Source organism: Streptomyces sp. NEAU-W12, from assembly GCF_026242095.1.
GTDB lineage: Bacteria > Actinomycetota > Actinomycetes > Streptomycetales > Streptomycetaceae > Streptomyces.
The window spans coordinates 64,817-91,318 of sequence record NZ_JAPJDM010000025.1; the positions used below are offsets into that span (position 1 = coordinate 64,817).

A 26,502-nucleotide genomic window follows, 5' to 3' on the forward strand; every position below is an offset into this window, starting at 1 on the left:
GGGGTCATCCGGCCCGGGGTGTTCGTCCTGCACTCGTGCGCCCTGCACTCGTGCACCCTGCGGCCGTGCGCCTCGCTGCCGTACCCGTGCGTCGGTCATCGCGCCGCATCCACCAGGCCGGCACGCGCGTCCCCGCCGCCTTCGCCGCCCCGGGCGGCGGCCCGGTCCTCGTCCAGGCCGAGCAGTAGCCGCACCACGGGCAGGACCGCGTCCGCGCGGGCGGTGTCGAGGCCGGCCGCGAACCCGGGTGCTCCACAACCGGCGGTCGCCGGACCGCCCGGCGCCCCCGGTCCGCGCCGGACCAGCTCGCCCAGCGTGCGCCGGGCCCCGGACTCGTACGCCGAGAACGTCCGCCGCAGCAGCGGCAGGACGTCCGTGAACGCCTCCGCCGGCACGCCCGTCAGCCACGCGTCGACCAGTCCGCGGAGCCGCTCGTCGTGGACGAGGAGCAGACCGCCGCCCGAGCCGCCTCCGACGAAGCCCTCGATCCACGCCGCCGCGTCCGCCGGTGCCGTGCCCGGCGACGACAGCACCAGCCCCATCTGCCGGGCCGCCTCGTCGTGCGCCAGTTCCCCGTCGTCCAGCAGCAGACGGATCGACCGTCCCCGTATCACCCCGGGCACGGTGTCCCGCGTCGCCAGCGTGCGCAGCACCGATGCCCAGCGGGCGCGCAGATCACCGTGGCCCGGCGCGGGTGCGTCGCCGAGGAGGCCGACCGCGCCGTGCACGGCGTCGAGGTGGCCGCGCATCTCGTCGGCGGCGTCCGCGTCCAGTCCGGCACACGCCGACGGCAGGCCGACCAGGATCCGCTCCGCCAGCCCGGCGGCGACCTTCGCGAGCGCCCCGGAGCCGGTACCGCGCACATCGCCGTAGCGCAGCGAGCGGACCAGGGCCGGCAGGGCCTGGGCGAGATGGCCGACGTCCGAGTCGAGAGCCGCGCGGTCGGCGAGTATCCGCATCACCGTCGGCAGCGCGTCGGGCAGTTCGGCCAGGAGGCAGCGCTCGGCGAGCCCGGTGACGTCGGCGAGGCCCTGTGCGGCTTCGGCGTCCGCCTCCGCCCTGGCGGTCGCGGCGGCGCGTACGGTCGTCCCCCATATCCCGGCCTCTGCGACCCGCACGGACAGCTCCGGTTCCCAGCGCAGCCGCCAGGCCTCCCGGAAGGTGCCCGTACTCCCGTACGAGGCGACCGGCTCGCCCCAGTTCACGGCGAGCAGACGCAACCGGTGCAGCAGTCTGCTGCGCTCCCCGTCGGTGCCCTTGCGCAGGTCGAGTTCCAGTTCGCGCTCCGCGGCCTCGGGCTTCAGCCGCAGCCTGCGCTGGGTCCGCGTGAGGTCCCGCTGGAGGGGTACCGCGGGCGCCGCCGCCGGCACCTCCCCCAGCACGTCCCCGACGACCAGCCGGTCGTGCACCAGCGCCAGCGGGACGTCGGAGCCCTCACACATCACCGCCCGGACGGCGTCGGTCGTCTCGCCCAGTCCGGGCAGGGGCCGGCCGCGCATCGCGGCGAGCGCGTCCGCCAGCCGCACCGCCTCGATGACATGGGCGGAGGACACCATCCGGTCCTCGGCCCGCAGCAGCCCCGCCACCTTGGTCATCCACCGCTCGACGGGCCGGTCCACCGCGCCGAACAGATGCCCGTACCAGCCGGGCGAGATGATGCCCGCGCCGTATCCGCTGAAGCGGGAGAGCCTGCGGTTCGTCCACGGCACCCAGGTCATGTCCGCCCTGACCTTCGGCAGCCCCTTCAGCAGGGCCCGGTCGGCGGTGACGGTGGTCCTCCGCCGCAACGCGGGCACGTGCCAGGCACCGCAGACGACGGCCACCCCGCCCTCGAACTCGCGCTGTGCCGCCCGGATCTGAAGGCGCATGTACGCCTCCCGGACGGGATCCCGGTCGTGTCCGCCGCTTCCGTCCTCCTCCCGGAGCGCCGTCATGGCCTCCTCCAGAGCCGTGAACGGTGCGAGTGCCTCGCCCTCCTCCCCCACGCCCCGGTGCTCGACGACGTCCTCCCACCACCGCTCGGCGTCGTCGTAACCGGCTGCCTCGGCCAGTGCTCCGAGCGGATCGGTCCGCACACCGGCGCCCGCGCCGGCCGCCCGCTCCCCGTCCGCCGTTTCGCGGCCCTCCGGTCCGCCCTCCGCCTCCTCGACCTCGCTCCGGGCCAGGCTGTGGGCGGCCGGCAGGTCGATGAAGCGGGCGGGGACGCCGTGCTCGAGCGCCCAGCGGATCGCAACCCACTCCGGGGAGAATCCGGCGAGCGGCCAGAACGCCGAGCGGCCGGGCTCGTCCACGGCATGGGCGAGCAGGGCGACCGGCGGGCGCATGTCCTCGTGCACGGCGAGCGGAATCAGATCGTTCGCCTCGGGCGGGCCCTCGACCAGGACGGCCTCCGGCCGGGTCTCCTCCAGCGCGGCCCGCACCGCCCGCGCCGACCCCGGCCCGTGGTGCCGCACTCCGAGCAGCAGTGGTCCCGTTCCGCGGACGCCGCCGGGCCGGTCCACGTCGCTCATGTCTCCCATGCCGTCTCCGTCCCCCTCGAAGCCCCGCCGGGCGGGCACGCCGGCTCCCGGCGCGCCGCGCTCCCCCTGCCGTTCACGCGCCGGCCTCCCGGCAGGCCCGGTAGAAGTCCGTCCAGCCGTCACGCTCGCGGACGACGGTCTCCAGGTACTCCTGCCAGATGACGCGGTCCGCCGCCGGGTCGCGGACGACCGCGCCGTGAACGCCCGCCGCGACGTCCCCGGCCCGCAGCACGCCGTCACCGAAGTGGGCCGCCAGCGCCAGACCGTTGGTGACGACGGAGATCGCCTCGGCGGTCGACAGCGTGCCGCTGGGCGACTTCAGCTTCGTCCGGCCGTCGGTGGTGACCCCGTCGCGCAGTTCGCGGAAGACGGTGACGACCCGGCGGATCTCGGCGATGCCGTCGGGCGCGGCCGGCAGGTCGAGGGAGCGGCCGATCTGGTCCACGCGGCGCGAGACGATGTCGACCTCCGCCTCGGGGGTCTCCGGCAGCGGCAGCACCACGGTGTTGAAACGGCGGCGCAGGGCGCTGGACAGGTCGTTGACCCCGCGGTCGCGGTCGTTGGCGGTGGCGATCAGGTTGAAGCCGCGGACCGCCTGCACCTCCTGGCCCAGTTCGGGGATCGGCAGTGTCTTCTCCGACAGGATCGTGATGAGCGTGTCCTGGACATCGGCCGGGACACGGGTCAGTTCCTCGACGCGGACCGTCGTCCCGTCCGCCATCGCACGCATGACGGGGCTGGGCACGAGAGCGTCGCGGCTGGGTCCGTGGGCGAGCAGGCGGGCGTAGTTCCAGCCGTAGCGGATGGCCTCCTCCGGGGTGCCGGCGGTGCCCTGGACCAGCAGGGTGGAGTCGCCGCTGACCGCGGCGGCGAGGTGCTCGGACACCCAGGTCTTCGCGGTGCCGGGCACACCGAGGAGGAGCAGCGCGCGATCGGTGGCCAGGGTGGTGACGGCGACCTCGACGATGCGGCGCGGGCCGACGTACTTCGGTGTGATCACGGTGCCGTCCGCCAGCGTGCCGCCGAGGAGGTAGGTCGCGACGGCCCACGGGGACAGCTTCCACCGGGCGGGGCGCGGGCGGTCGTCCTGCCCGGCCAGCGCGGCGAGTTCGGCGGCGAAGGCGTCCTCGGCGTGCGCCCGCAGGACCTCGGCCGGGGGCAGGGGCCCGGAGCCGTTCTGACGCGGGTCGACGGATGTCGGTTCTACGGAGACAGTCATGGCGCGCTCCCCCTCCGGCTCGGCCGGTTCGGATCTGGTGACCACCGTGCACCACACCACTGACAATCGCTTTGACCTGCGCAAACGCATGCACCGGGGAGATTGTCAGTGGTGCGGCCTACCTTCGATGGCATGACTCAGCAGGGGGAGCGCTGGAGTGCGGACCAGGTGCTGGCCTTGGCGCCCGACACCGCGTCCCGCAAGGCGGGAAGCAGGCTCGGCGCGGCCGGTCCGTGGTCCGGGGCCGGCCGTTCGGACGAGGGGGCGGTGTGGGGGCTGTGCGAGGGCAGCGGCAGCAAGCCGTATCAGACGGTGGTCGACCTCGCGGACGCCTCCGGCCCCGCGTACAAGTGCAGTTGCCCGAGTCGTAAGTTCCCGTGCAAGCACGCGCTCGGTCTGCTGCTGCTCCGGGCCGGCGACGAAGGGGCGGTGCCGCGGGCGGAGGCGCCGGAGTGGGCCGGTCGGTGGATCGCGGACAGACGCGGACGCGCGGAGCGGAAGAGGACCGCGGTCTCCCCGTCGGGTCCCTCGTCCGGGCCCGCCGATCCGGAGGCGGCCCGACGCAGGGCGGAGCGGCGCGCCGAGCGGGTCACGGCGGGTGCGGCGGAGCTGGAGCAGCGGCTGGCGGACCTGCTCCGCGGCGGGCTGGCCACGGCCGAGCAGGCCGGGTACGGCCTGTGGGAGGAGACGGCGGCCCGGATGGTCGACGCACAGGCGCAGGGACTGGCCACCAGGGTGCGCGAGTTGGGGGCGATCCCGGGCACGGGTCCGGGCTGGCCGGTGCGGCTGCTGGAGGAGTGCGCGCTGCTCCACCTCCTCGATCAGGGCTGGCTGCGCCGCGAGCGGCTGCCGGAGGGCCTGGCCGCGACGGTCCGCTCCCGCATCGGCCTGCCGGCCTCGGCGGACGGTCCGCCGGTGCGCGACCGCTGGCTGGTTCTCGCCCAGTACGACACGGCGGACGCGCGCCTGACGACCCGTCGGATCTGGCTGCATGGAACCCGGTCGGAGCGTACGTCGCTGCTCCTCTCCTACGGCGCCGCGGGACGAGCCCCCGAACCGGCGCTGCCGGTGGGACTGGCCCTGGACGCGGAGCTGTCCGCCTATCCGGGCCCGGGGCAGGTCCGGGCGGCGCTGGGCGAGCAGTTCGCGCCGCCCGCGCCCACGGCCGAGCGGCCTCCCGGTACGACGACGGCCCTGGCCGCCGCCCGGTACGGCGACGCGCTGCGCGACGATCCCTGGCTGGATTCGGTGCCGGTGACCCTGGACCGGGTGATACCGGTTCCGGACGGGGACGCCTGGCAGCTCGCGGACGCCGACGCGGACACGGCCCTGCCGCTCACCCCGGCCGCGCGTTCCCGTCCCGGTCTGTGGCGTCTCGTCGCCCTCTCGGGCGGGGCGCCGGTCAAGGTCTTCGGCGAGTGCGGCCACCGGGGGTTCACTCCGCTGTCGGCCTGGCCGGAGGGGCCGGGCGAGGTGGTCCCCCTGTGCTGACCCGCCCACCGCTCCGCCCCCGCTCCCGCCGCCCTCCGCGCTCCCCGGACGTCTCCGCACACGCGGTACGCACCGTACGCGCGAGCCTCTCCGGGCCGCTCCCAAACGCCCGACGGAAAGGAATGCGATGAGCAGGACCTCCACCGCCGCGACCCCGTCCGGCCCGCACGCCACCGTCCCTTCCGCACCGGTTCCGCCCGCCGCGGACCCGGCCGGCGGATCGGGCCCGCCGGCCCCGCCCCTCCCCGACGTCTGGGAGGGCCTCGTCACCACCGCCCTGCTGGGGACCGCCCGGCGCACTCCGGCGGGCTCCGTGTCCGGTGCAAACGCCCCGGCGGCCCTGCTGGACGCGGCGGCCGTGACGACCGTACGGCGTCGGGCCGGGCTGCGCCCCGCCAGGGCGGCCGGGCGTCCCCGGCCGGCGCCCGAGGACCTGCGTCCCGGGCTGCCGCCCGCCGCCGCCCGCCGGCTGACGACGCTGCTCACCGACCGCTCCGGCGCCTCCGGCAGTGGCCGCCGGGGGGCGGCACCGGATCTGGTGGAGCTGCTGCCCCAGTGGCTCGCGGCGGCGAACGCCCACGGTTTCGCGGCTCCCCCGCCGGCGCTGCCCGCGCTGCTGGACGCCGCGCGGGGGCGTACGGATCTGCGGCCGGCGGCCCTGCGGTTCGCGGGTCCGCGAGGCCTGTGGCTGGCCCGTCTCAACCCGGACTGGCGGTTCGCCCTGCGCTCGGCGCCGGGTGGGGGCACGTCGCTGCCGGGGCCCGGGGACACGGAGGCCGTCCTGCGGCTCTGGCAGGAGGGTCTCTTCGCGGAGCGGGTCGCGCTGCTCTCCTCCCTGCGTTCCCGCGAGCCCGCCGCCGCACGCGAACTGCTCGCGACGACCTGGGCGACGGAGCGGGCCGAGGACCGGCTGATGTTCCTCGACTCGCTGCGTACCCGCCTCGGCCCGGACGACGAACCGTTCCTGGAGCAGTCGCTCGCCGACCGCAGCCGCACTGTACGGACGACGGCCGCCGAGTTGCTGTCGGCGCTGCCCGGCTCGGCCCTCGCCCGGCGCATGGCGGTCCGGGCCGGGGCGTGCGTGGCCGTCGACCACACACGGGACGCGCCCATGCTCACCGTCGAGGCGCCGCACGAGTGCGACGCGGGCATGGAGCGGGACGGTGTGGTGGCCAAGGCTCCCGCGGGACGGGGTGAACGGTCTTGGTGGCTCGGGCAGTTGGTGGAGGCGGCACCCCTGGGCACTTGGCCGCGCCGGCTCGGCGGGCGTACACCGTCACAGATCGTGGCCCTCCCGGTCGGGGACGACTGGCGGGACGAGCTGCACGCGGCCTGGTGCCGCGCGGCGGTGCGCCAGCGGGACGCCGAGTGGGCGCGGGCTCTGCTCGGTGAGCCCTCCGCCGCGGAGACGGGCGGCCCGGGGGCGGTGTCCCTGGCCGAGCGCTCCAAGCTGCTCGGCACGCTCGATGCCGCCGAGCGGGCCGGGTGGGTGGCGGGGTTCATCGGGACGCACGGGTTGCCGGACGCGTTCCAGTTGCTCGGTGTGTGCGCGGTGCCGTGGGCGCCACAGCTCGGTCGGGCCGTGGTGGACGCACTCGACATCGCGCGGGACGCGGGGAGTTACCCATGGAGTTTCAGCGGGGTCATGGGGCTGGCCGAGCGCTGCCTCGATCCCCTGGAGGCGAGCCACCTCGATGCGCTCCTGGCCGGACCGGACGAACCGGAGGACGCCTCACCGGGTGCCGGTGACTACTGGTCCGAGGCGTTCCAGCGGCTGGTCACGACGCTGCGCCTGCGCGCCGCGATGCTGGCGGAACTGGACCCGGCCGCCCAGCCCCCGCCACACGCCCGGTCCTGACACACGCCCGCACCCGCCACGGCCGACCGGCCGGTCGTGGCGGTCGCACGCCGAAACCGCTCGGGCACGCACGACCGCACGCCCCTGCCGCCCCGGTGCGACACCGCACCGCACGGGCGGGGCGAGCGGCCGCGCCGGTCGGGCCCGGGGCAGGTGTCACGCCTCCGCGGGTTGCCGTACGGTCGCGCGGACCCAGTCCACGATCGACGCAGTGGTCGCCCCCGGGGTGAAGATCGCGGCGACGCCCTTCTCCTTCAGCGGTGCGATGTCCGCCTCGGGGATGATCCCGCCGCCGAAGACCAGGATGTCCGCCGCGTCCCGCTCCTTGAGCAGGTCGATCACCGCCGCGAAGAGCGTGTTGTGCGCACCGGAGAGGATGGACAGTCCGATCGCGTCGGCGTCCTCCTGGATCGCGGTGTCGACGACTTGCTCGGGGGTCTGGTGAAGCCCGGTGTAGATGACCTCCATACCGGCGTCGCGCAGGGCCCGCGCGATCACCTTGGCCCCGCGATCGTGGCCGTCGAGCCCCGGCTTGGCCACCACCACGCGGATCGGACCGGCTGCCACACCCATCACTGCCTCCATGAAGCGACTACATCCATCCGTACCGATAGATACCGCACACATCAGTCGTTCCCGTACCCGTCACGGGTGCCGCACACTCCGCCGCCCACTGCACCGACTGCGCCACCGCGGTACGGACACCCCGCCCGAACCGGCCGGGGAAGTGAACGAACGTTATCGCCAGCATCCCGCAACCGGCGGTTTCGCGGTGGGGACCGAGGGGGAAATCACACAGAGGGACACGTTCGCCGCGCACCGTTCCGGGCCTCGGGAACCCGACATCGCGCCCATGCATCACACGGGCATCAGTGGGAACATGCGCATAAGGGATTCACGACGAGGCCGCCGTACACCACGGCCGCACCAAGCGCCTGCCGTGCGTGGCGCCGACCGCATTCGTCGCGACTCCCCATGAGGGCACACGGGGGACAGGGCTGTCCTTCCGCGTGCCGACAGGAGGTCGGCCATGAAGGTCACGGAGGCAGCGCTTCCCTTTCTGCCGCTCTGCCGGCGCATGGTGCCGAACAGGCCGGCGATCCCCTCCACCGCCCTGCTGAAAGCCACCGCCCTGGAACTCGCGATCCTCGCGGGCCATGCCCTCCTCTATCCCGCCGGCATGGCGCAGGAGCGCCGGGTGGCGACCCTCGAGCCCCCCGCACCGGACGGCACCGCGAAGCTGCCGGCGGAGGCCCGGCCCCCGGTCGTACTGCTGCACGGATTCATCGACAACCGCTCGGTCTTCCTCCTGCTGCGCCGCAGCCTCGTCCAGCACGGCAGACAGCGGATCGAGTCGCTCAACTACTCTCCGCTCACGTGCGACATCCGTGTCGCGGCCGAACTGCTGGGCCGGCACATAGAGGGAGTGTGCGAGCGCACCGGCAGCAGCCGCGTCGATGTCGTGGGGCACAGCCTCGGGGGCCTGGTCGGGCGGTACTACGTGCAGCGTCTGGGCGGTGACAGCCGGGTACGGACCCTGGTCACGCTCGGCACCCCGCATTCCGGCACCCGCGTCGCCCCACTGGCCAACGCGCACCCGATCGTGCGCCAGATGCGCCCCGGTTCACCGGTGCTCGAGGAACTCACCGGCCCCGCACCCGGCTGCCGCACGCACTTCGTCGCCTTCTGGAGCGACCTCGACCACATCATGGACCCGCTGGAAGCGGCCCGCATCGAGCACCAGGACCTCCTCGCACAGAACGTGCGGGTGAGCGGCGTGGGCCACCTCGCCCTGCCCGTGCACCCTGCCGTGGCCGGCGGCGTGCGGCAGGCGCTGGACACGGCACACCCGGGAGAACCGTCCACGGCCGCACGGACGGCCTGACGGCGGCCCGGTGCCCGCCCCTGGGCCCAACGCCCTCGGCCCCGGCTCCCGCCCTCGTCCGACACGCCCGGATCATCCACCTCTCGGCGACTGCGGCGACATCATTCACTCACCCGAACAACAGCTGCCCCGCCCGGCCGACTTGGCGCCGTGAACCCGACAAATTTCGAACAAATCTCGAACACAAAGCCAAGACCGCGTCAGTCCGTCACCAAAACACAACCGAATGCCCGTTTCCTGCGCGCGTGAAACCTGCGGAAGATTGTCGCGCCCGCGTACCGCCGGGTACAGTCGCCGCACTGCTCTGGCAGCCCCTGTTGTCGAGGCGAAAGAGAAGTTGGTGAACGACCGTCACCCGTCGGGGACCATGGCCCCGGCCTCGGCTTCCGACACCTCGTCGGCGCACTACGCGTCGTACGGCACTCCGGAAGCCCAGTACGGCGACTTCACCACGTACGACGGCTACGGCGCCACCGGTTTCGACCCCACGGGCTCGGGAACCGGCGGCCACGCCACCGGGACCTTCGCCACCGACCCCCTCTTCGGTGACCTTCCGGGCAACCGCCACGACCAGGGGGCATATGCCACCGGGTCCTGGTCCGCCGTCGGCCACGACACCGCGCCCCACGAGGCGTACGCGGCTCAGCAGCAGGCCGGCTACGACACCGGCGGCTACGACACGACCGCGTGGACCACCGGGCAGCAGCAGGCACCGGAGGTGCCGCAGCAGGCCACGGCGCCCGACGCGAGCGGCCAGTGGGACTCCGGCGCGTGGCTCCGGCCCGACCAGGCCGCCCAGAGCACCGCCGATCCCACCCAGCAGTGGCACTGGGGCACCCAGACCTTCGACACCGGCGCCTACGACGCCACACAGTGGAACTCCGACGGCAGCGCGGCCGCACCGGCCCCGGACGCCTACGCGGACTCCTACGAACACCAGGCCGTGCCCTTCGACCAGCAGGCCACAGCCACGTTCGAGCAGCACCCCGACCCGCAGGCTCCCGACTCCTCCGCCTTCGGCTCCCGGGCCTCCGCCCGGGAGCCGCACGAAGAGGAGTCCTACGGACAGGACCCGCACGAGCAGGGCATGTCCGGGAACGCCCACGACGATCCCCACGGGTGCACGCAGGACTCTTCGGGCGACACCGGTGAGCTGCCCGCGGTGGCCCCGCTCCTCGACGACCAGGAGGAGTCGACCCCGATCCCCGCACCGCGCTCGGCGTCGCGTGCCGGGTCGCGCTCCCGCCGCCGCACGCCCGCCAAGCGTTCCGCGCTGCTGACGGTGGCCGTGCCCTCGGCATGCGTGATGGGTGTCGCCGGTATCGCGGCGGCCTCGGTCGGCGATCTGGCGGAAGAAGGCGGCGGCCAGGAGACCAGGACCACCGCCGCGGACGCGCAGCCGGTGCAGCCCGCCGTGGCCAACAACCAGCTCGACACCCAGCTCGAGAGCCTTTCCGCCGGGGCGGACGACTTCGCCGACCGGGCGAGCCGCACCCAGGAACGCATCGACCTGAAGGCGCAGCAGGAGGCCGACCGCAAGGCGGCGGCGGAGGAGGCGGCCCGCCAGGAGCGGCTGCGTCCGAAGTTCGCGCTCCCCGTCGCGCAGCACGGCCTCAGCGCCTACTACGGCCAGTCCGGCATCAACTGGATGTCCCTGCACACCGGTATCGACTTCCCCGTCGCATACGGCGCGACGGTGATGGCCGCGACCGACGGCACGGTCCGCACCCAGTACAACAGCGCCTACGGCAACATGATGATCGTGACGGCGATGGACGGTACGGAGACGTGGTACTGCCACCTCTCCAGCTACCAGGTCCCCTCCGGCACCACGGTGAAGGCCGGCGACCCGATCGCTTTCTCCGGCAACTCGGGCAACTCGACCGGTCCGCACCTCCACTTCGAGGTCCGCCCGGCCGGCGGCTCGGCGATCGACCCGCTGGCCTGGTTCCGCAGCCACGGCCTCGAACCGTCGTAGAACCGCCCCGCCGTCGGGGGTACCGGCTGTGACGAAACGGGCCGGGCCCCGTGAAGCAGGTCGCCCTCGCCCCTCGCCCGCGGGCCTTCGCCGCTTCGTGGCGGCGAAGGCTCCGGGTGTGCCGGACCCCCGGTTACAGCTTCTCGACCGGCGCGTACCGCAGCAGCAGCCGCTTCGGCTTGGTGTCCCCGAAGTCGATCGTCGCCTCGGCGTTGCCGCCCGTGCCCTTCACCGCGACGACGGTACCGAGCCCGAACTGGTCGTGCGTGACCCGGTCCCCGACCGCCAGCGACACCGCCGGCTTCTCGGCGGCCCGTCGCGTGGCGAAGCCGGACGCGCCCGACGCCGACGAGCGGGACCGGGACGACGACAGCGAGGCCGCCACCCCCGACACCGGCCCGGAGGACACGGGCGCGGTCGCGCCCGTCCTCTTCCACTCCAGGTGGGTGGCCGGGATCTCCTCCAGGAACCGGGAAGGCGGGTTGTACGACGGCTGCCCCCAGGCGCTGCGCAGCGTGGACCGGGTGAGATACAGCCGCTCACGCGCACGGGTGATGCCGACGTACGCCAGGCGCCGCTCCTCCTCCAGCTCCTTGGTCTCCCCGAGGGCACGCATGTGCGGGAAGACGCCGTCCTCCATGCCGGTCAGGAAGACGACCGGGAACTCCAGACCCTTGGCGGTGTGCAGGGTCATCAGGGTGATGACGCCGGAGCCGTCCTCGTCCTCGTCCGGGATCTGGTCGGAGTCGGCGACCAGTGCGACCTGCTCCAGGAAGTCGGCCAGCGTGCTCTGTTCTTCTTCGCCGCGCTCCTGCTCGAACTCCAGCGCGACGGCGGCGAGTTCCTGAAGGTTCTCGATCCGGGTCTCGTCCTGCGGGTCGGTGGAGGCCTGCAACTCGGCGAGGTAACCAGTCCGTTCGAGGACCGCCTCCAGGACGGTCGCCGGGCCCGCTCCGGACTCGACGATCGTCCGGAGGTCCTCCATCAGGGTGTTGAACCGCTTCACCGCGTTCGTGGAGCGCGCGGCCATGCCGTACGCCTCGTCGACGCGCTTCAGCGCCTGGGGGAAACTGATCTTCTCCCGCTGGGAGAGGGCGTCGATCATCGCCTCCGCGCGGTCGCCGATGCCCCGCTTGGGGACGTTGAGGATGCGGCGCAACGGCACCGAGTCCTCGGGGTTGGCGAGCACCCGCAGGTAGGCCAGGACGTCCCGGACCTCCTTGCGCTCGTAGAAGCGGACACCCCCGACGACCTTGTAGGGCAGACCGACCCGGATGAAGACCTCTTCGAAGACACGGGACTGGGCGTTGGTCCGGTAGAAGACGGCGACGTCACCGGCCCTGGCCTCGCCCGCGTCCGTGAGGCGGTCTATCTCGTCGGAGACGAACTGGGCCTCGTCGTGCTCGGTGTCGGCGACGTACCCGGTGATCCGCGCGCCGCTGCCCGCGTTGGTCCACAGGTTCTTGGGGCGGCGGGACTCGTTGCGCTCGATGACGGCGTTGGCGGCGCCCAGGATCGTCTTCGTGGAGCGGTAGTTCTGCTCCAGCAGGATCGTCGTCGCGCTCGGGTAGTCCTCCTCGAACTGGAGGATGTTGCGGATCGTCGCGCCGCGGAAGGCGTAGATCGACTGGTCGGCGTCGCCCACCACGCACAGTTCGGCGGGCGGCAGGTCGTCCGCGCCCGCCGGTACGCCGACGGGGTGCCCGGAGGTGCCGACCAGCTCGCGCACGAGGGCGTACTGGGCGTGGTTGGTGTCCTGGTACTCGTCCACGAGGACGTGCCGGAAACGGCGGCGGTAGTGCTCGGCGACGTCCGGGAAGGCGCGGAGCAGGTTGACCGTGGTCATGATCAGGTCGTCGAAGTCGAGGGCGTTGGCCTCGCGCAGCCGCGACTGGTAGAGCGCGTAGGCCTGGGCGAGGGTCTTCTCGAAGCCGTCGCCCGCCTGTGCGGCGAAGTCCTCCTCGTCGACCAGCTCGTTCTTCAGGTTGCTGATCTTGGCGGTGAAGGACTTGGGCGGGAAGCGCTTCGGGTCGAGGTCCAGGTCGCGGCAGACCAGGGCCATCAGGCGCTTGGAGTCGGCGGCGTCGTAGATGGAGAACGACGACGTGAAGCCGAGCCTCTTGCTCTCGCGGCGCAGGATGCGCACACAGGCGCTGTGGAACGTCATGACCCACATCGCGTTCGCGCGCGGGCCGACGAGCTGCTCGACGCGCTCCTTCATCTCGCCGGCGGCCTTGTTGGTGAAGGTGATCGCGAGGATCTGGCCCGGGTGGACGCTCCGCGCGGCCAGCAGGTGCGCGATGCGGTGGGTGAGCACCCGGGTCTTGCCGGAGCCGGCGCCGGCCACGATGAGCAGCGGGGAGCCGGAGTGCGCGACGGCAGCACGCTGGTTGTCGTTCAGCCCTTCCAGGAGGGCCGCGGGGTCGAGCACCGGGCGCGGGGCACCGTCGCGGTAGTGGGTGTCCCGGTCCGGCGGCACGTCGAACTTCCCGCCGAACAGATCGTCCGGAACCTCCTCCGGTACGTGATCGTCCTCGGGTGGCGGCGGGGGCTCCTCCACGGGGCCGCGCCGGCCCTGGAGGTCCGCCAGGAAGCTGTCGTCAAAGAGGCTGCTCATCGCTCTCCGAGTCTAGGCCGCCCCGCCGACAACCCGCGGCCACCCCGGGAACATCCCCGCATTCCGGCCCGTCCCCCGGCGGCCGCCGCCGCGCGACCGGCGACCGGACGCGCGCCCACCCTTCAGGAGCACTCCCTCACCCTGTGTGACGTGACGAAGAAGGTCACGAAAATGTATCGGGCATATCACCCATCAACCTTCACACGAGCCACATGAGTTGGCTACGGTTCGGGCGGGCCGCGCGACCCCCACCGGTGAACCTCGCCGGGCGAGCGGCCTTTGCCGAGTCCGTCACTGCCGCCGCGGCAGTCGGAGCCGGGGGCCCACCGGGAACCCGGGGTGAACCGGCCGCTCCCTCCCCGGAGCAGCCGTGGGGCAGTCCTTCCGGTCCACCCCGCCCGCACCCCTCCCGAACCTCCCCGGGGCCGGCACGGCCCGGGAGCCCCTGCCGCTCCCCCGCGGCGGAACGTTGGAAGGAGTCGCCTCCCTTGGCGTCGCACCGCAAGTCGCGCACCCCGGGTACGCGCGTGGCCGGCATACGGACCCCCGCTCTCGCCACGGCGGCCCTCACCTCCGTCGCCCTCCTCTCCCAGACGGCCGACGCCGCCCCTTCGGACGACGACCGGCCGAGCCTGGAGGAGGTCGAGAAGAAGGTCGGCGACCTCTACCGCCAGGCGGAGTCGGCGACCGAGAAGTACAACGGGGCCAAGGAGAGGACCGCGAAACAGCGCAAGCGCGTCGACACGCTCCTCGACGACGTGGCCAAGCGCACCCAGACGCTCAACGAGGCGCGGGAGGAACTGGGTTCCTTCGCCGCCGCCCAGTACCGGACCGGTGCCGGCATCCCCGACACGGCGACCTTCCTGCTCGCGGACTCCCCGCAGGACTTCTTCGACCAGGACCAGCTGCTGGACCGGATGACCGGCCGCCAGAAGGAAGCGGTCGACGACTACGTCACCCAGCAGTCCGAGACGATGGAGAAGCGCAGGGAGGCCACCGAGAGCCTCGAGACGCTCACCGAGTCCCAGGACGCCCTGAAGACCGCCAAGGCCACCGTCCAGAAGAAGCTCAGCACCGCGCGTGAGCTGATGTCGAAGCTGACCGCCGAGGAGAAGGCGCGGCTCGCGGCGATCGAGGAGAAGAAGCAGGAAGAGGCCGCCCGCAAGGCCGCCGAGCTCGCCCGGCAGCAGGCGGAGCAGCAGAAGGCCGAGGAGGAGGCGCGGCAGCAGGAGGCGGCGAGCGGCACTTCGGGCGCGTCGGGCTCCTCCGGCACGTCCGGCGGCTCCACGACGACCACGCTGCCGGCCTCGACGGCCTCCTCGTACGCGGCCAAGGCCGAGAAGGCCCTCGCCTTCGCCCGCGCGCAGATCGGCAAGCCCTACGTCTGGGGCGCCACCGGCCCCGGCTCCTACGACTGCTCGGGCCTGACCCAGGGCGCGTGGAGGGCCGCGGGTGTCTCCCTGCCCCGCACCACCTACGACCAGGTCGAGGCCGGGACCACGGTCCCGGTGTCCCAGGCCCAGCCCGGCGACCTCGTCTTCTTCTACGACGACATCACCCACGTGGGCCTCTACATCGGCAACGGCATGATGATCCACGCCCCGAAGCCCGGCACCTACGTCCGCGAGGAGTCCGTCTTCTACGACGGCGAGTCGTCGATCCACAGCGTGGTCCGCCCGGCCTGACCGAGGCCGCGTTCCGGCGCCGTACGCGCGGTGACCAGCATCGTCACCGCGCGGTGGCCCTGTGCGGGGGCCCGTCAGGTCCAGAGCACGGCGATGAAGATGTTCGCCGTGGTCAGCAGCCCGACCAGCCCGAACAGGCCCTTGTCCACCTTCTCGTCGTCCCGCTTCACGTAGACCAGGCCGAGGATCACGATCAGCAGGGCGAGCTTGACGCCGATCTTGATGTTGTCGACGGAATAGTCCTGCGCCTGGTTGAGCCCGACCAGAACCACACCGGTGACCAGCATCGTCACCGCACCGTGCAGCATCGCGGGGACGAAGCGGGCGGTGCCCTGACCCATCGCCTTCATCTGGGTGAGGAACCCGCCGAGCAGCGACGCGATGCCGATGATGTGCAGTCCGACGAAGAGGCGGATGAGTACGTCCATGAGGCCGGAGCCTAACGAGACTCCCGCTCTCCGCCCGACACCGCCCCGGCCCTCCGGCCTCGAGCCTCGCCCTTCGCCCCTTCGCCCCTGGAAGCTCAAGCTCCGGTACGGGCGTACGCGACGAACGCGGTCCAGCCACCTCCGGCGGCGGCGAACCGGGGACTCCGGGCGCCGAGCCTCGAGTCCCGGACGTGGACGGTGCGGGGGCAGGAGGCGACTTCGACGCAGTTGCTTCCCTCGCTGTCCCTGTGGCTGGACTTCCGCCAGACAAGGGCTGCTTCTGGGCAGGCGCCGCCCTGATCGTCGCTGCAACTGGACTCGGACCATGCCAAGCCGTCGCTCACACCTCCTCCGCCACCCTTCTGATGTACCCGGCCGACTCCTCGATACTGAGGGCATGGGTGCGGATCACGGCAGGCCTCTGGTTCAACACACTCACTTTGTCCGGACTGGCATGCAGGACACTGACCTCCGGCCCTTCCGCATAAGCCGACATGTCACGGTCAGGCGTTTCCAGTACAACGATGGGGCCAGCCAGGGCGACACCGTTGCAGCGGCCGATCGGAAGTACCCGCACCGGTACGTGGCGACTTCGCCCGACCTCCCGTAGACGCTCGGGTTGAGCCCTCATGACCTCCTCGCCACCAACTCCAGTGCGCAGCGCAGCCTCGTGGAGCACGGATCCGCCGAGCACGCCGATCCGTCGGGTCAGCGCTTCCTGCCGTCGAAGCCGGACCGCCCCGAGGGACATCGAGTGGCGTCTGCCGCGTCACACGAGAAGCGTGGGCAGAGCACGCGCGCTGTTCCGCGAACAGGCGACGCCCTGGGAGCTGCCACAAGACGTGACGGACACGGCGGAGCTCCTCCTGAGCGAGCTGATGACCAACGCCCACCGCCACGCGAAGGTCCCGGCGGGCCGTGAGACCCGGTCCCGCTGCGAACTCACGGACACCCCTCTCCGCATCACGGTGGCAGACGCCGACGACACGCTGCCGACGCCGACTGCCGCCTGCCCGGACTACGAGTCGGGCCGAGGACTCACATGGGTGGTGACTCCGGCGGAGGACTGGGGCACCCGGAGAAGGGAGTGCGGTACCGACAAGGAGGTGCGGTTCGACGTGGCACTCCCGCGGGGCAGCATTGAACCGACACGGCTTGCGCCCGCAGTAGGTCGTCCACCAGTCACACCAGGCGCCGTGCCGTAGCCCAGCGGGTCAGTTCGTGGCGGTTGGACAGCTGGAGCTTGCGCAGCACCGCCGAGACGTGGGACTCGACCGTCTTCACGGAGATGAAGAGCTGCTTGGCGATCTCCTTGTACGCGTAGCCCCGGGCGATCAGCCGCAGTACCTCGCGCTCGCGCTGGGTGAGGCGGTCGAGGTCCTCGTCGACCGGCGGGGCGTCGGTCGAGGCGAAGGCGTCGAGGACGAAGCCGGCCAGGCGGGGCGAGAAGACGGCGTCGCCCTCCTGGACCCGGAAGATGGAGTCGACCAGGTCGGCCCCGGTGATCGTCTTCGTGACGTATCCGCGGGCGCCGCCCCGGATCACGCCGATCACGTCCTCCGCCGCGTCCGAGACGGACAGCGCCAGGAAGCGGACCGGCTGCTCGGTGTCACCCATCAACGGGGCGCAGCGGCGGAGCACCTCCACGCCGCCGCCACCGGGCAGGTGCACGTCGAGGAGCACGACTTCGGGCCGGGTCGCGGTGATGACCGTGACCGCCTGGTCGACGTCCGCGGCCTCGCCGACCACTTCGACGCCGGTCTGCTCGGTCTGTCCGATCTCGGCCTGGACGCCCGTGCGGAACATGCGGTGGTCGTCGACGAGGACGACGCGCACGTGGCGTCCGGTGCCGTCGGCCGGCCCCGCCGCACCGTTCGTCCCGTTCGGCTCGGTCGTCCCGGTCGGCCCGGTCGGCTCGCTCATGACGTCTTCTCCGCCCTTTCCATCTCCAGCTCGACCTCCGTGCCGCCGTCCGGCACCGCGCGCAGTCGCGCCGTGCCGCCGTTGCGCTCCATGCGGCCGATGATCGATTCTCTGACACCCATGCGGTCGGCGGGTATCGAGTCGAGGTCGAAGCCGGGGCCGCGGTCCCGGACGGACACGAAGACCGTCCTTCCCTCGACTTCGGCGTAGACCTGTACGGCACCCCCCTCGCCACCGTACTTGGCCGCGTTCACCATAGCCTCGCGTGCGGCCTGCATCTGCGGGCCGGTCTTCTCGTCGAGCGGACAGTCGCCGACGACGACGACCTCGATGGGGACGCCGTGCTTGTCCTCCACCTCCGCGGCATTGCGCCGTACGGCGTCGGCCAGGGTGGCGGGCTCGTCGGCCTCGTCCTTGCCGGTGCCCTCGGGTTTGTAGAGCCAGGTGCGCAGGTCGCGCTCCTGGGCGCGGGCGAGCCGGCGCACCTCGCCCGGACTGTCGGCGTTGCGCTGGATCAGGGTAAGGGTGTGCAGCACCGAGTCGTGGACGTGGGCGGCCACCTCGGCGCGCTCCTGGGCGCGGATGCGCATCAGCCGTTCCTCGGAGAGGTCCTGGCTCATGCGCACGAGGTAGGGGCCGGCGAGGAGTGTGATCCCGACGAGGACCGCGAGGGCCGCCTGGAGCACCGAGACGAGGTGGGCGCCCGAGCCCCGGAGCACGAAGATGCCCGACACCCCGGCCGTCACCAGCAGGACGCCGGCCCCGGCCCGCAGCAGGGTGACCGTGCGGCGGCGGCTGCCGACCTCGACCCAGCGGGCCCGGCGCGCGTTGTCCGCCTGCCGCCACACGAGGGCGACGCCCGCGCCGACCAGCACGGTCGGCCACAGGTAGGCCCTGGCCCCGTTGGACGTGTTCACGTTGCCGACGAAGACCATGGTCACGACGACCATGAGAAGCAGGGCGACGATCTGGCCCTTGTCCGGTCTGCGGGTGACGAGTCGGCGCCGGCCGTCCGGCGCTCTCTCCGTCGTGACCGGGGCGGGCGGCTTCTGGGCGTCCACCCCGCCGACCCCGAGCGGTACGAAGAACCAGAAGGCGGCATACAGCAGGGCGCCGAGACCGTCGGCCATGAACAGGCCGACGAAGACGAGCCGTACCCAGACCACGGGCAGCCCGAGGTGTCCGGCGAGCCCCCGCGCCACACCACCGAGCCAGCGTCCGTCACTGCTGCGGTAGAGCTTGCGCGGCGGCCGCGGCTCGGCGAGGGGCGCTGCTGCGGCTTCCGACATGTCAATGATGGTCACACGGCCCCTGGTTCCGGGGCATCAGGGTCGGTCCCGGAGACTCCCCTGATCTCCGGGACCGACGATTTCTGGGGATCAGGCCTCCCGGACGCTCCCCCCGGCCGCCCCTCAGGGCCGATATCAGGGTCCGGCCAGGGTCGTCCCGACTGCCGTCGCGGCGGCTCGCCCGCCACCATGGACCCATGACAGATCACGAGCACGCCGCGACGGGTCCGGGACCCGGCTCCGGCCCGCGCCCTCCCGGGGGTGCCGGGCCGCGGGAGGGCGCGCCCGCCGCGGGTACGGCAGGCGGTGGGGCTGCCGGGGAGACCGCGCCCGCCGGGGCTCCGCGTCCTCCGGGCGAGCCATCCGTACCCGAGCCGCCGCACCGTTTCCGGCGCGACCTCCGGCACCAGATGCTCGGCGGGGTGTGCTCCGGGCTCGGCCGGCAGTGCGACATGGACCCGGTGATCTTCCGCATCACGCTGGCGGTGCTCTCCGCCACCGGTGGCGTCGGCCTCATCTTCTACGGCTTCGCCTGGCTCGTCGTCCCGTACGAGGGCGAGGAGGAGAACGGGGTCCGCAGGCTGCTGACCGGCCGGGTCGACGGCCACACGCTGACGGCCGTGCTCTTCGCGCTGGTCGGCTGCGGTGTCTTCCTCAGCATGCTGAACAACGGCGGGTTGCTGAGTTTCGCCGTGATGCTCTCCCTGCTGCTCGCCGGCGCCGGGTACTGGTCGCGGCAACGCGGTACCCCCAGCCCCGACCCTCTCGCCGCCCAGGCCGCGGCCGATGCCCCGCCGGAGCCCCAGGCACCGCCGGTTCCCGCCGCCTTCTCCTCGTGGTGGCGCGATCCCATCGTGAAGGACGGTACGCACATCGGGGGCACGGGCTACCTGTGGGGTCCCCGGGACTCCCGGGACGTGGACATCGCCTCCGTGGTCGACGTCAGACTCACCCCCCACTCCTCCGCCCGCGGCGGCTCATGCACCCCTCGCCGGCCGGTGAAGCCACGCGGCCCCCGCTGGATCGGCGGCTGGATCTTCCTGCTCGCCCTGCTCGCGGCCGGTCTGGGCACGGGCCTGACCTGGGCGGAGCAGCCGCTCGGCACCAGCCTGCAGACCGGCCTCGCGTGTGCGCTCGCCGTCTTCGGGATCGGTCTGGCGGTCAGTGCCTTCCTGGGCCGCACCGGAGCGGGGTCGATTCTCCTGGCGGTCATCACCGCGGGGCTGCTCGCCGCCTCGTCGGCCATGTCCAAGGACATCGGCACCGAGTGGACGCGCACCACCTGGGAGCCCGCTTCGGTCGCCCGGATACGCCCGGTCTACGACCTGGGCACGGGCACCGGCATCCTGGATCTGTCCAAGGCACGGATACCCGGGGGAGAGACCGTGTCGACGCGGGCGGACGTCGGTGTGGGCCGCGTCCACGTGATCGTGCCCGAGGGCGTGACCGTGAGGCTCAGCATCGACGTGGGAGTGGGCGACATCCAGCTGCCCGGCGACACACAGAAGGACGTGGACGTGGCACCGGGCAAGCACGAGGAACTGACCTTGCGGCCCCCTGCGGGCGTCAAGAGGACAGGGACGCTCGACCTGGACGTCCACGTCGGTGCGGGACAGGTGGAGGTGAGCCGTGCTACGTCATGAGTTCCAGCCCGGCAGGCTGGTCGCCGGCCTCTTCCTGACCCTCGCCGCCGTGCTCTACGCGGGCGACGCGGGTGGCGCCTGGGAGACACCGTGGTTCGTCGCGATTCCGGTCGTCACGGGCGGTCTGTGCCTGGCCGGGGCAGTGGCCGCCGTGACGGCGCTGATACGCCGGCACAGACGCTCCGGCGCCCGGGAGACCCACACGAAGTCACCGGCCTGACAAAGAGCGGCGCGGCGCGACGCGGCGACAGCTCGGCGAGGCAGCCTGGGAGGCGACCCGGCGCGAGGCGTCCCGGCCGACGGGACGGGCGGATCCGCCCTGTGGAAAGCGTGGCCCTACCGGTAGTTTCCCGCCCGCTGTCGCCGTCGCGAGCGGAGTGCGGCGTCCACGGAGAGGAGGGGGGCGCCCGCCAGCAGCAGCGGAGTCCAGGCCATGAGGTAAGGGAGATCATTGCCGTAGTAGTAGGGCTCGGCGGCCCAGCTCACCGTCAGCCACAGGCTGAGCGAGATCAGCGCACCGCCGAGGGCGGCCAGCCGGGTGAGCAGGCCGATCAGGGTTCCGATCCCGACGGCCAGCTCGCCGAAGGCCATGGCGTAGCCGAAGGCGACGGGACTCTCCAGGGACATGTCGACCAGTGCGGGAAGGGCCGAGGAGTCGCGGACGGCCCGCATCATGTCGCCGATCGACCCGGCCCCGGCGTCCTTCATGAACGCGCTGTCGGTGAGCTTGTCGATGCCCGCATAGAGGAAGGTGACGCCCAGAAATATTCGCAGAGGAAGGAGGGCGTACCGCGTGGCGGTCTCCCGCCAGCCTCTGTCACCGTCGAGCGGGGGGCCGTAAGTATCCGCTCGCATCTCGTGAGTCATCGCCGTCTGCCGCCTCTCGCCGCCGTACCGAGACCCCCTCACCAGAGCATACGTACGGCAATTGACACCGGATCAATCCAGGCCGTCCGGATTTTTTCGGACGTTCACCGGAGGGCAACGGAGGAGGCTCGAGAGCGCCCGGCCTAGTCCGTCACGTCGATCGCGTACCGGTTCGTCTCCACTCCTGCCGCCGTGACGACCTGCACCTCGACGCGCCCCGGTTCCACGTCCGCCGGGACCGGAACCGTCAGCAGGGCGTCCGTCGGGTTGTCGAAGCCGCCTGCCACCGGCACCAGCGGTACGTGGACGTGCACGGTGCCCACCCGGACGACCATACGGGCCAGCCGGTCGGCTCCCTGCGCGCCCAGCGGCACGAAGCCGGCCCCGCGGATCTCGATGTCGTCGCCGGTCCGGATCGGCGCGTCCAGGTCACCGGCCTCCCGCGCCCGTACCACCGAGAGGATCACCGGCCGGCCGCCCTCCGCGTACTTCCCGGCGAGATAGGTCGCCGCCGACACCAGCACGACCACGGCTAGCCCCCAGGGCAGGTCCGGCAGTTGGTCCGGCCGCCGCGCCAGCCGCACCGCCGCGAATGCCAGCGCGACGCCGCTGACCACGACGTACTGGATGTCGGCGAAGGCGCCCCGGCCCGCGTCGTCGGTCAGCAGATCGGCCGCCCGGGGCCGGTCCGCGCGCACCTTCTGCAGCCGCTGTCCCTGCACGCGCAGCCCGACCACCCGCCGCACCACCACGGCGATCCCGCACATCACGGCGAGGACGGTCACCACACCCGCACCGCGGGCGAGTTCCAGCCCGGCGATCAGCGCGTCACGTTCCCGGTGGTCGGAGGCGACGGCCAGTTGTCCGACCAGGACCAGCACCGCGTACGCCAGGAAGAGCACCCAGGCGGACGCCACCGCACGGGACGTGGAGAGGCGGTTGTCCTCCCCGACGACCGGGGCCAGTACCCCGCCGCGCGCCCGGTGGAACCAGGAGGCCGCGGTCAGCGCACCGGCGACCACCAGCGCGGCCAGCAGTCCGGCCGTGCGGGCGGCGCTCCACCCCGGGCCGATCGCCGTGAGCGCCTGGCCCAGGAGCAACAGGACGACCGCCGACCAGACCACCACCACCGTCCGGCGCCACACGCGCACCAGCCAGACCGCCCCCTCGGCCCGGCCGCGCCGGGCGACGAGTTCGGCGGCCTGCGCCAGCTCTTCCGAGATCCATTGGCGGGAGGCGGACGCCGAGTGGGCCACCGCCGCGGGCAGCCCGTGGCCGGCCGCGAACTCCTCGCGTTTCAGTAGGAACGCGGCGACCGCGCGCCGATGCCCCTCACGCGCTCCGTGCGGACAGTCCCCGCAGGCGCAGCCGCTCTCGTGGGCGCCCGCCTCCGCGCCGCCCTGTCTCGCCTCCTGCACCGCCACGCCCGAAGCCCGCCTTCCCCGCATCCACGTTCATGATCACGACAGCGTTTCCGGCCGCCTGTACCGGTGCAGACAACTCCCCTGCAACGAAAGCGAATTGTGCCCTACGTCCGGCCCTCTTCACCCGACAGGTCCGGCACGTGAGAGTGAAGTCCGAGGCCTCATGTTGACCCGGCCGCAGGAATTCCCCCACCCGGCACGTCAGGACGGGGCAGGCGCCTCGGATCAGGTCAGGTCAGGTCAGGTCAGATCAGGTCAGCAGGTCGGGTTCGCTTCGGCTGATGTCCCGCCACATCGGCTGGTAGTTGATCCACGCCACCAGGTCCCCGCCCAACTGCTCCCGCGTCGCCACCGCCTGCCGGTGGTCGATCAGCACGGGCCGGCCCGCCGCCTTCGCGCTGAGCTGCACCTGGCAGGAGCGTTCCATGGACACGAACCACCAGGCCGCCGCGTCCACCGAGTCCCCCACGGTGAGCAGCCCGTGATTGCGCAGCACCAACGCCTTGTGGGAGCCGAGCACGGCCGCGATGCGCCGGCCCTCGTCCGCGTCGACGGTGACGCCGCTGTAGGTGTTGTAGAGGGTGTGGTCCTCGTAGAACGCGCAGCTCTCCTGGCTGATCGGGTCGAGCAGGTCGCCGAGGGCGGCGAGCGCGCGGCCGTGCACCGAGTGGCAGTGTGCGACGGCGACGACGTCGGGTCGCGCCATGTGCACCTGCGCGTGCATGGTGAACGCCGCCTGGTTGACGCGGTAGCCGCCCTGGACCACCTGGCCGTCCCGGTTGGCGAGCACCAGGTCGCTCACGGTGACGTACCGGAAGGGCATCCCGAACGGATTGACCCAGAAGCAGTCCGTGAACTCGGGATCGCGTGCGGTGATGTGCCCGGAGACGCCGTCCTCGAAGCCGAGCCGCCCGAACAGCCGCAGTGCGCCCGCGAGCCGCTCCTTGCGGTGCCGGCGCTCGTCCTCGACCGACTCGTGCATGGGCGGCATGGCGAACCGCAGCCGGTCGGTGGGCAGGGGCGGGGGCGGGGGCGGGGGCGGGGTCTGCCCGTGCATAAGTCCTCCAGCAGGGAGTGTCGCATGGTGCGGAAGTTACCGTCGTGCAGCCACGGACGACAGATCGATTCCACAAAGATCCGGTGCGACGTGACAAAGGCGACATCCGGGCGCCGCCATCGGGAAGCCGCCGTCCGGATGACCTCCGTCCGGAGGACTCGGCGGATACCCGACACGAGACGTCCGGTATCCCCGCCACACTCGGCCCATGAACACGAACTGGGAGGCCTTCGCCACAGCCGAACCCGCCCTCGCGAAGACCGTGGAGGAGCGGTTCGCCACGCACACCCACCACGTCCTCGCCACTCTGCGCAAGGACGGGTCGCCGCGCACCACCGGCCTGGAGGTGCGTTTCCTGAACGGCGAGCTGTGGCTGGGCATGATGCCGGGCTCGCTCAAGGCACTCGACCTGCGCCGCGACCCGCGCTTCGCGCTGCAGGCGAACCCCGGCCCGGGCACGGGCATGGGCGGCGGGGACGTCCGGATCAGCGGCCGGGCGGTCGAGGTCGAGGACGAGGAAAGCCGGCGTGGATACACCGAGGAGGTGGAACCGCCGGAACCGTTCCACCTCTTCCGCACCGAGGTGACGGAGGTCGTACGGACCTGTGTGGAGGACGAGACGTATCTCGTCCTCCAGGTCTGGAAGCCCGGTGAACCGGTGCGCACGCTCAAGCGGACCTGAAAGGCCCGCCGGGCCCTACAGGGGCCTGGCGGGACGTGGCAGGGGCCACTCCCCGCCGGGCGTCACTCCCACTCGATGGTCCCCGGCGGCTTGGACGTCACGTCGAGGACGACGCGGTTGACGTCCCGTACCTCGTTGGTGATGCGGGTCGAGATCTTCGCGAGGACGTCGTACGGCAGCCGCGACCAGTCGGCGGTCATGGCGTCCTCGGAGGACACCGGGCGCAGGACGACCGGGTGGCCGTAGGTCCGGCCGTCGCCCTGGACCCCGACGCTGCGGACGTCCGCGAGCAGGACCACCGGGCACTGCCAGATGTCCCGGTCGAGGCCGGCCCCGGTGAGTTCCTCGCGGGCGATGGCGTCGGCCTCGCGCAGCAGGTCGAGCCGCTCCTTGGTCACCTCGCCGACGATACGGATGCCGAGCCCGGGGCCGGGGAACGGCTGGCGCTGGACGATCTCGTCGGGCAGGCCGAGCTCCTGGCCGACCCGCCGGACCTCGTCCTTGAACAGCTGGCGCAGCGGCTCGATCAGCTGGAACTCGAGGTCCTCGGGGAGCCCGCCGACGTTGTGGTGCGACTTGATGTTGGCGGCGCCGGTGCCGCCGCCGGACTCGACGACGTCCGGGTAGAGGGTGCCCTGGACCAGGAACTCCACGGCCGGGCCCGCGTCCGCGATGATCTCGGCCTGGGCCTGCTCGAAGACCCGGATGAACTCGCGGCCGATGATCTTCCGCTTCTCCTCGGGGTCCGAGACGCCCTTGAGCGCGGCCAGGAACCGCTCCGACGCGTCGACGACCTTCAGCTGGACGCCGGTCGCGGCCACGAAGTCCTTCTCGACCTGCTCGGTCTCGCCCTTGCGCATCAGGCCGTGGTCGACGTACACGCAGGTCAGCTGCGAACCGATGGCCTTCTGGACGAGGGCCGCGGCGACGGCGGAGTCCACTCCGCCGGACAGGCCGCAGATGGCGCGCCGGTCGCCGACCTGCTCGCGGATGGCGGCGACCTGCTCCTCGATGACGTTGCCGGTGGTCCAGTCCGGGCTCAGGCCGGCGCCCCGGTACAGGAAGTGCTCCAGCACCTGCTGCCCGTGCGTGGAGTGCATGACCTCGGGGTGGTACTGGACGCCGTAGAGCTTCTTGGCGTCGTTCTCGAAGGCGGCGACCGGGACGACGTCCGTGGACGCCGTGACGGCGAAGCCCTCCGGGGCCGCGGAACAGGCGTCGCCGTGCGACATCCACACCGCCTGCTCCTCCGGGGTGCCCTCGAAGAGGGTGGAGGCCGCCTTGGAGACGTGCAGTCCGGTACGGCCGTACTCACGGGAGCCGGTGTTGTCCACCTGGCCGCCGAGGGTCTGCGCCATGAGCTGGAAGCCGTAGCACATGCCGAAGACCGGGACGCCGGCCTCGAAGAGCGCACGGTCGACGGTGGGGGCGCCCTCCTCGTACACGGACGAGGGGCCGCCGGAGAGGATGATCGCCGCCGGGTTCTTGGCGAGGATCTCCGCGACCGGCATGGTGCTCGGCACGATCTCGCTGTAGACCCGGGCCTCGCGGACGCGACGGGCGATGAGCTGGGCGTACTGCGCGCCGAAATCGACGACCAGGACGGTGTCGGGCGCGTGGGCAGCGGAAGTCGCTGATGACACGAGGTGCCTTCCGGCGGTGGGGCGGGATCTGGTGCCTCCCGATTCTACCGGGAGGCGCGTGCCCGCCCGCCCCCTCACTCCCGGTGCCCGCGCGGGCACCGGGCCGCGGCACCGCGCGGTGGGGCCCGTCTCAGTATGCGGCCCGTGTTGGCCGGCCGGGGACCGCGCGGCATACTGGGCCCATGCTCACGCACCCGACCTTCCTCTTTACCTATGGCAACCGGCCCACCGGCTGCCATGGTCGTGCTGCTTGAGCCACTGACGAGCAACTTCCCAGGCGCCCCGGGCCGACAA

The 26,502-nt window shown here is 72.4% G+C and carries 21 protein-coding genes and 1 pseudogene; 9 read left to right on the forward strand and 13 right to left on the reverse strand.

Translation table 11 applies throughout. The features are described from left to right. Nucleotides 1-95: 95 nt before the first annotated feature. Together ORI94_RS27635 and ORI94_RS27640 are read right to left on the reverse strand one after the other, a co-directional pair. Nucleotides 96-2,510: a DUF5682 family protein gene (locus ORI94_RS27635; RefSeq protein WP_266080712.1), complete on the reverse strand. Its 2,415-nt coding sequence runs from the start codon at nt 2,508-2,510 to the stop codon at nt 96-98. 82 nt (nt 2,511-2,592) lie between these two features. Continuing rightward, the gene (locus tag ORI94_RS27640; protein WP_266080522.1) at nt 2,593-3,738 is read right to left on the reverse strand and encodes an ATP-binding protein; all 1,146 of its coding nucleotides are present in this window, start codon (nt 3,736-3,738) and stop codon (nt 2,593-2,595) included. A 132-nt stretch (nt 3,739-3,870) separates the two neighbouring features. Between ORI94_RS27640 and ORI94_RS27645 the strand changes: the two genes are divergently transcribed. Further along, complete coding sequence (locus ORI94_RS27645) at nt 3,871-5,229, forward strand: SWIM zinc finger family protein (protein ID WP_266080524.1); 1,359 nt, start codon at nt 3,871-3,873, stop codon at nt 5,227-5,229. Nucleotides 5,230-5,356: 127 nt separating this feature from the next. Continuing rightward, on the forward strand, nt 5,357-7,087 hold the full coding sequence (locus tag ORI94_RS27650; RefSeq protein WP_266080526.1) for a DUF5691 domain-containing protein: 1,731 nt from the start codon (nt 5,357-5,359) through the stop codon (nt 7,085-7,087). Nucleotides 7,088-7,243: 156 nt separating this feature from the next. Here ORI94_RS27650 and ORI94_RS27655 read toward each other — a convergent pair whose 3' ends face one another. After that, on the reverse strand, nt 7,244-7,660 hold the full coding sequence (locus tag ORI94_RS27655; RefSeq protein WP_042165276.1) for a cobalamin B12-binding domain-containing protein: 417 nt from the start codon (nt 7,658-7,660) through the stop codon (nt 7,244-7,246). 457 nt (nt 7,661-8,117) lie between these two features. On the opposite strand from ORI94_RS27655, the pseudogene ORI94_RS27660 reads away from it, so the two are divergent. Together ORI94_RS27660 and ORI94_RS27665 are read left to right on the forward strand one after the other, a co-directional pair. Beyond that, nucleotides 8,118-8,980: pseudogene (locus ORI94_RS27660) on the forward strand (esterase/lipase family protein); the annotation flags it as partial. A 218-nt stretch (nt 8,981-9,198) separates the two neighbouring features. Further along, complete coding sequence (locus ORI94_RS27665) at nt 9,199-10,950, forward strand: M23 family metallopeptidase (protein ID WP_266080531.1); 1,752 nt, start codon at nt 9,199-9,201, stop codon at nt 10,948-10,950. A 133-nt stretch (nt 10,951-11,083) separates the two neighbouring features. Here the strand turns inward: ORI94_RS27665 and pcrA are convergent, their stop codons facing one another. After that, nucleotides 11,084-13,567 (reverse strand): DNA helicase PcrA, encoded by a 2,484-nt coding sequence (pcrA, locus tag ORI94_RS27670; RefSeq protein ID WP_266080533.1) that lies wholly within the window; start codon nt 13,565-13,567, stop codon nt 11,084-11,086. A 488-nt stretch (nt 13,568-14,055) separates the two neighbouring features. Here pcrA and ORI94_RS27675 point away from each other — a divergent pair, with 488 nt between their 5' ends. Beyond that, a complete protein-coding gene (locus tag ORI94_RS27675) occupies nt 14,056-15,252 on the forward strand; it encodes a C40 family peptidase (protein WP_266080535.1) in 1,197 nt (398 codons plus the stop codon). 74 nt (nt 15,253-15,326) lie between these two features. On the opposite strand, the gene ORI94_RS27680 is transcribed toward ORI94_RS27675, so the two are convergent. The 3 genes from ORI94_RS27680 to ORI94_RS35625 all read right to left on the reverse strand — a co-directional run bounded on the left by ORI94_RS27680 (nt 15,327) and on the right by ORI94_RS35625 (nt 16,431). Then, on the reverse strand, nt 15,327-15,680 hold the full coding sequence (locus tag ORI94_RS27680; protein ID WP_266080537.1) for a hypothetical protein: 354 nt from the start codon (nt 15,678-15,680) through the stop codon (nt 15,327-15,329). 95 nt (nt 15,681-15,775) lie between these two features. After that, nucleotides 15,776-16,024, reverse strand: coding sequence for a DUF397 domain-containing protein (locus ORI94_RS27685; protein ID WP_266080539.1), 249 nt, complete (start codon nt 16,022-16,024; stop codon nt 15,776-15,778). After that, a complete protein-coding gene (locus ORI94_RS35625) occupies nt 16,021-16,431 on the reverse strand; it encodes a Scr1 family TA system antitoxin-like transcriptional regulator (protein WP_416237909.1) in 411 nt (136 codons plus the stop codon). The genes ORI94_RS27685 and ORI94_RS35625 overlap by 4 nt, the downstream gene beginning before the upstream one ends. A gap of 31 nt (nt 16,432-16,462) precedes the next feature. On the opposite strand from ORI94_RS35625, the gene ORI94_RS27690 reads away from it, so the two are divergent. Then, complete coding sequence (locus ORI94_RS27690; protein WP_416237910.1) at nt 16,463-16,885, forward strand: ATP-binding protein; 423 nt, start codon at nt 16,463-16,465, stop codon at nt 16,883-16,885. On the opposite strand, the gene ORI94_RS27695 is transcribed toward ORI94_RS27690, so the two are convergent. Continuing rightward, nucleotides 16,863-17,603 (reverse strand): LuxR C-terminal-related transcriptional regulator, encoded by a 741-nt coding sequence (locus ORI94_RS27695; protein ID WP_266080543.1) that lies wholly within the window; start codon nt 17,601-17,603, stop codon nt 16,863-16,865. The genes ORI94_RS27690 and ORI94_RS27695 overlap by 23 nt on opposite strands. Beyond that, complete coding sequence (locus ORI94_RS27700; RefSeq protein WP_266080545.1) at nt 17,600-18,892, reverse strand: ATP-binding protein; 1,293 nt, start codon at nt 18,890-18,892, stop codon at nt 17,600-17,602. Before ORI94_RS27700 ends, ORI94_RS27695 begins: the two co-directional genes overlap by 4 nt. Before the next feature lie 197 nt (nt 18,893-19,089). On the opposite strand from ORI94_RS27700, the gene ORI94_RS27705 reads away from it, so the two are divergent. Then, a complete protein-coding gene (locus ORI94_RS27705; RefSeq protein WP_266080547.1) occupies nt 19,090-20,535 on the forward strand; it encodes a PspC domain-containing protein in 1,446 nt (481 codons plus the stop codon). Next, on the forward strand, nt 20,522-20,755 hold the full coding sequence (locus ORI94_RS27710) for a hypothetical protein (protein ID WP_266080549.1): 234 nt from the start codon (nt 20,522-20,524) through the stop codon (nt 20,753-20,755). Before ORI94_RS27705 ends, ORI94_RS27710 begins: the two co-directional genes overlap by 14 nt. Nucleotides 20,756-20,871: 116 nt before the next feature. Here the strand turns inward: ORI94_RS27710 and ORI94_RS27715 are convergent, their stop codons facing one another. From ORI94_RS27715 to ORI94_RS27725, 3 genes are all read right to left on the reverse strand, one after another. Beyond that, on the reverse strand, nt 20,872-21,402 hold the full coding sequence (locus ORI94_RS27715) for a DoxX family protein (RefSeq protein WP_266080551.1): 531 nt from the start codon (nt 21,400-21,402) through the stop codon (nt 20,872-20,874). A 143-nt stretch (nt 21,403-21,545) separates the two neighbouring features. Beyond that, entirely contained in the window at nt 21,546-22,826 is a 1,281-nt protein-coding gene (locus ORI94_RS27720) for a hypothetical protein (protein WP_266080553.1), read from the reverse strand. 250 nt (nt 22,827-23,076) lie between these two features. Next, nucleotides 23,077-23,883, reverse strand: coding sequence for a class II aldolase/adducin family protein (locus ORI94_RS27725; protein ID WP_266080555.1), 807 nt, complete (start codon nt 23,881-23,883; stop codon nt 23,077-23,079). 208 nt (nt 23,884-24,091) lie between these two features. On the opposite strand from ORI94_RS27725, the gene ORI94_RS27730 reads away from it, so the two are divergent. Then, nucleotides 24,092-24,565, forward strand: coding sequence for a pyridoxamine 5'-phosphate oxidase family protein (locus ORI94_RS27730; protein ID WP_266080557.1), 474 nt, complete (start codon nt 24,092-24,094; stop codon nt 24,563-24,565). Nucleotides 24,566-24,627: 62 nt separating this feature from the next. Here the strand turns inward: ORI94_RS27730 and guaA are convergent, their stop codons facing one another. Further along, entirely contained in the window at nt 24,628-26,208 is a 1,581-nt protein-coding gene (gene guaA / locus ORI94_RS27735; protein ID WP_266080559.1) for a glutamine-hydrolyzing GMP synthase, read from the reverse strand. Nucleotides 26,209-26,502 lie beyond the last annotated feature (294 nt).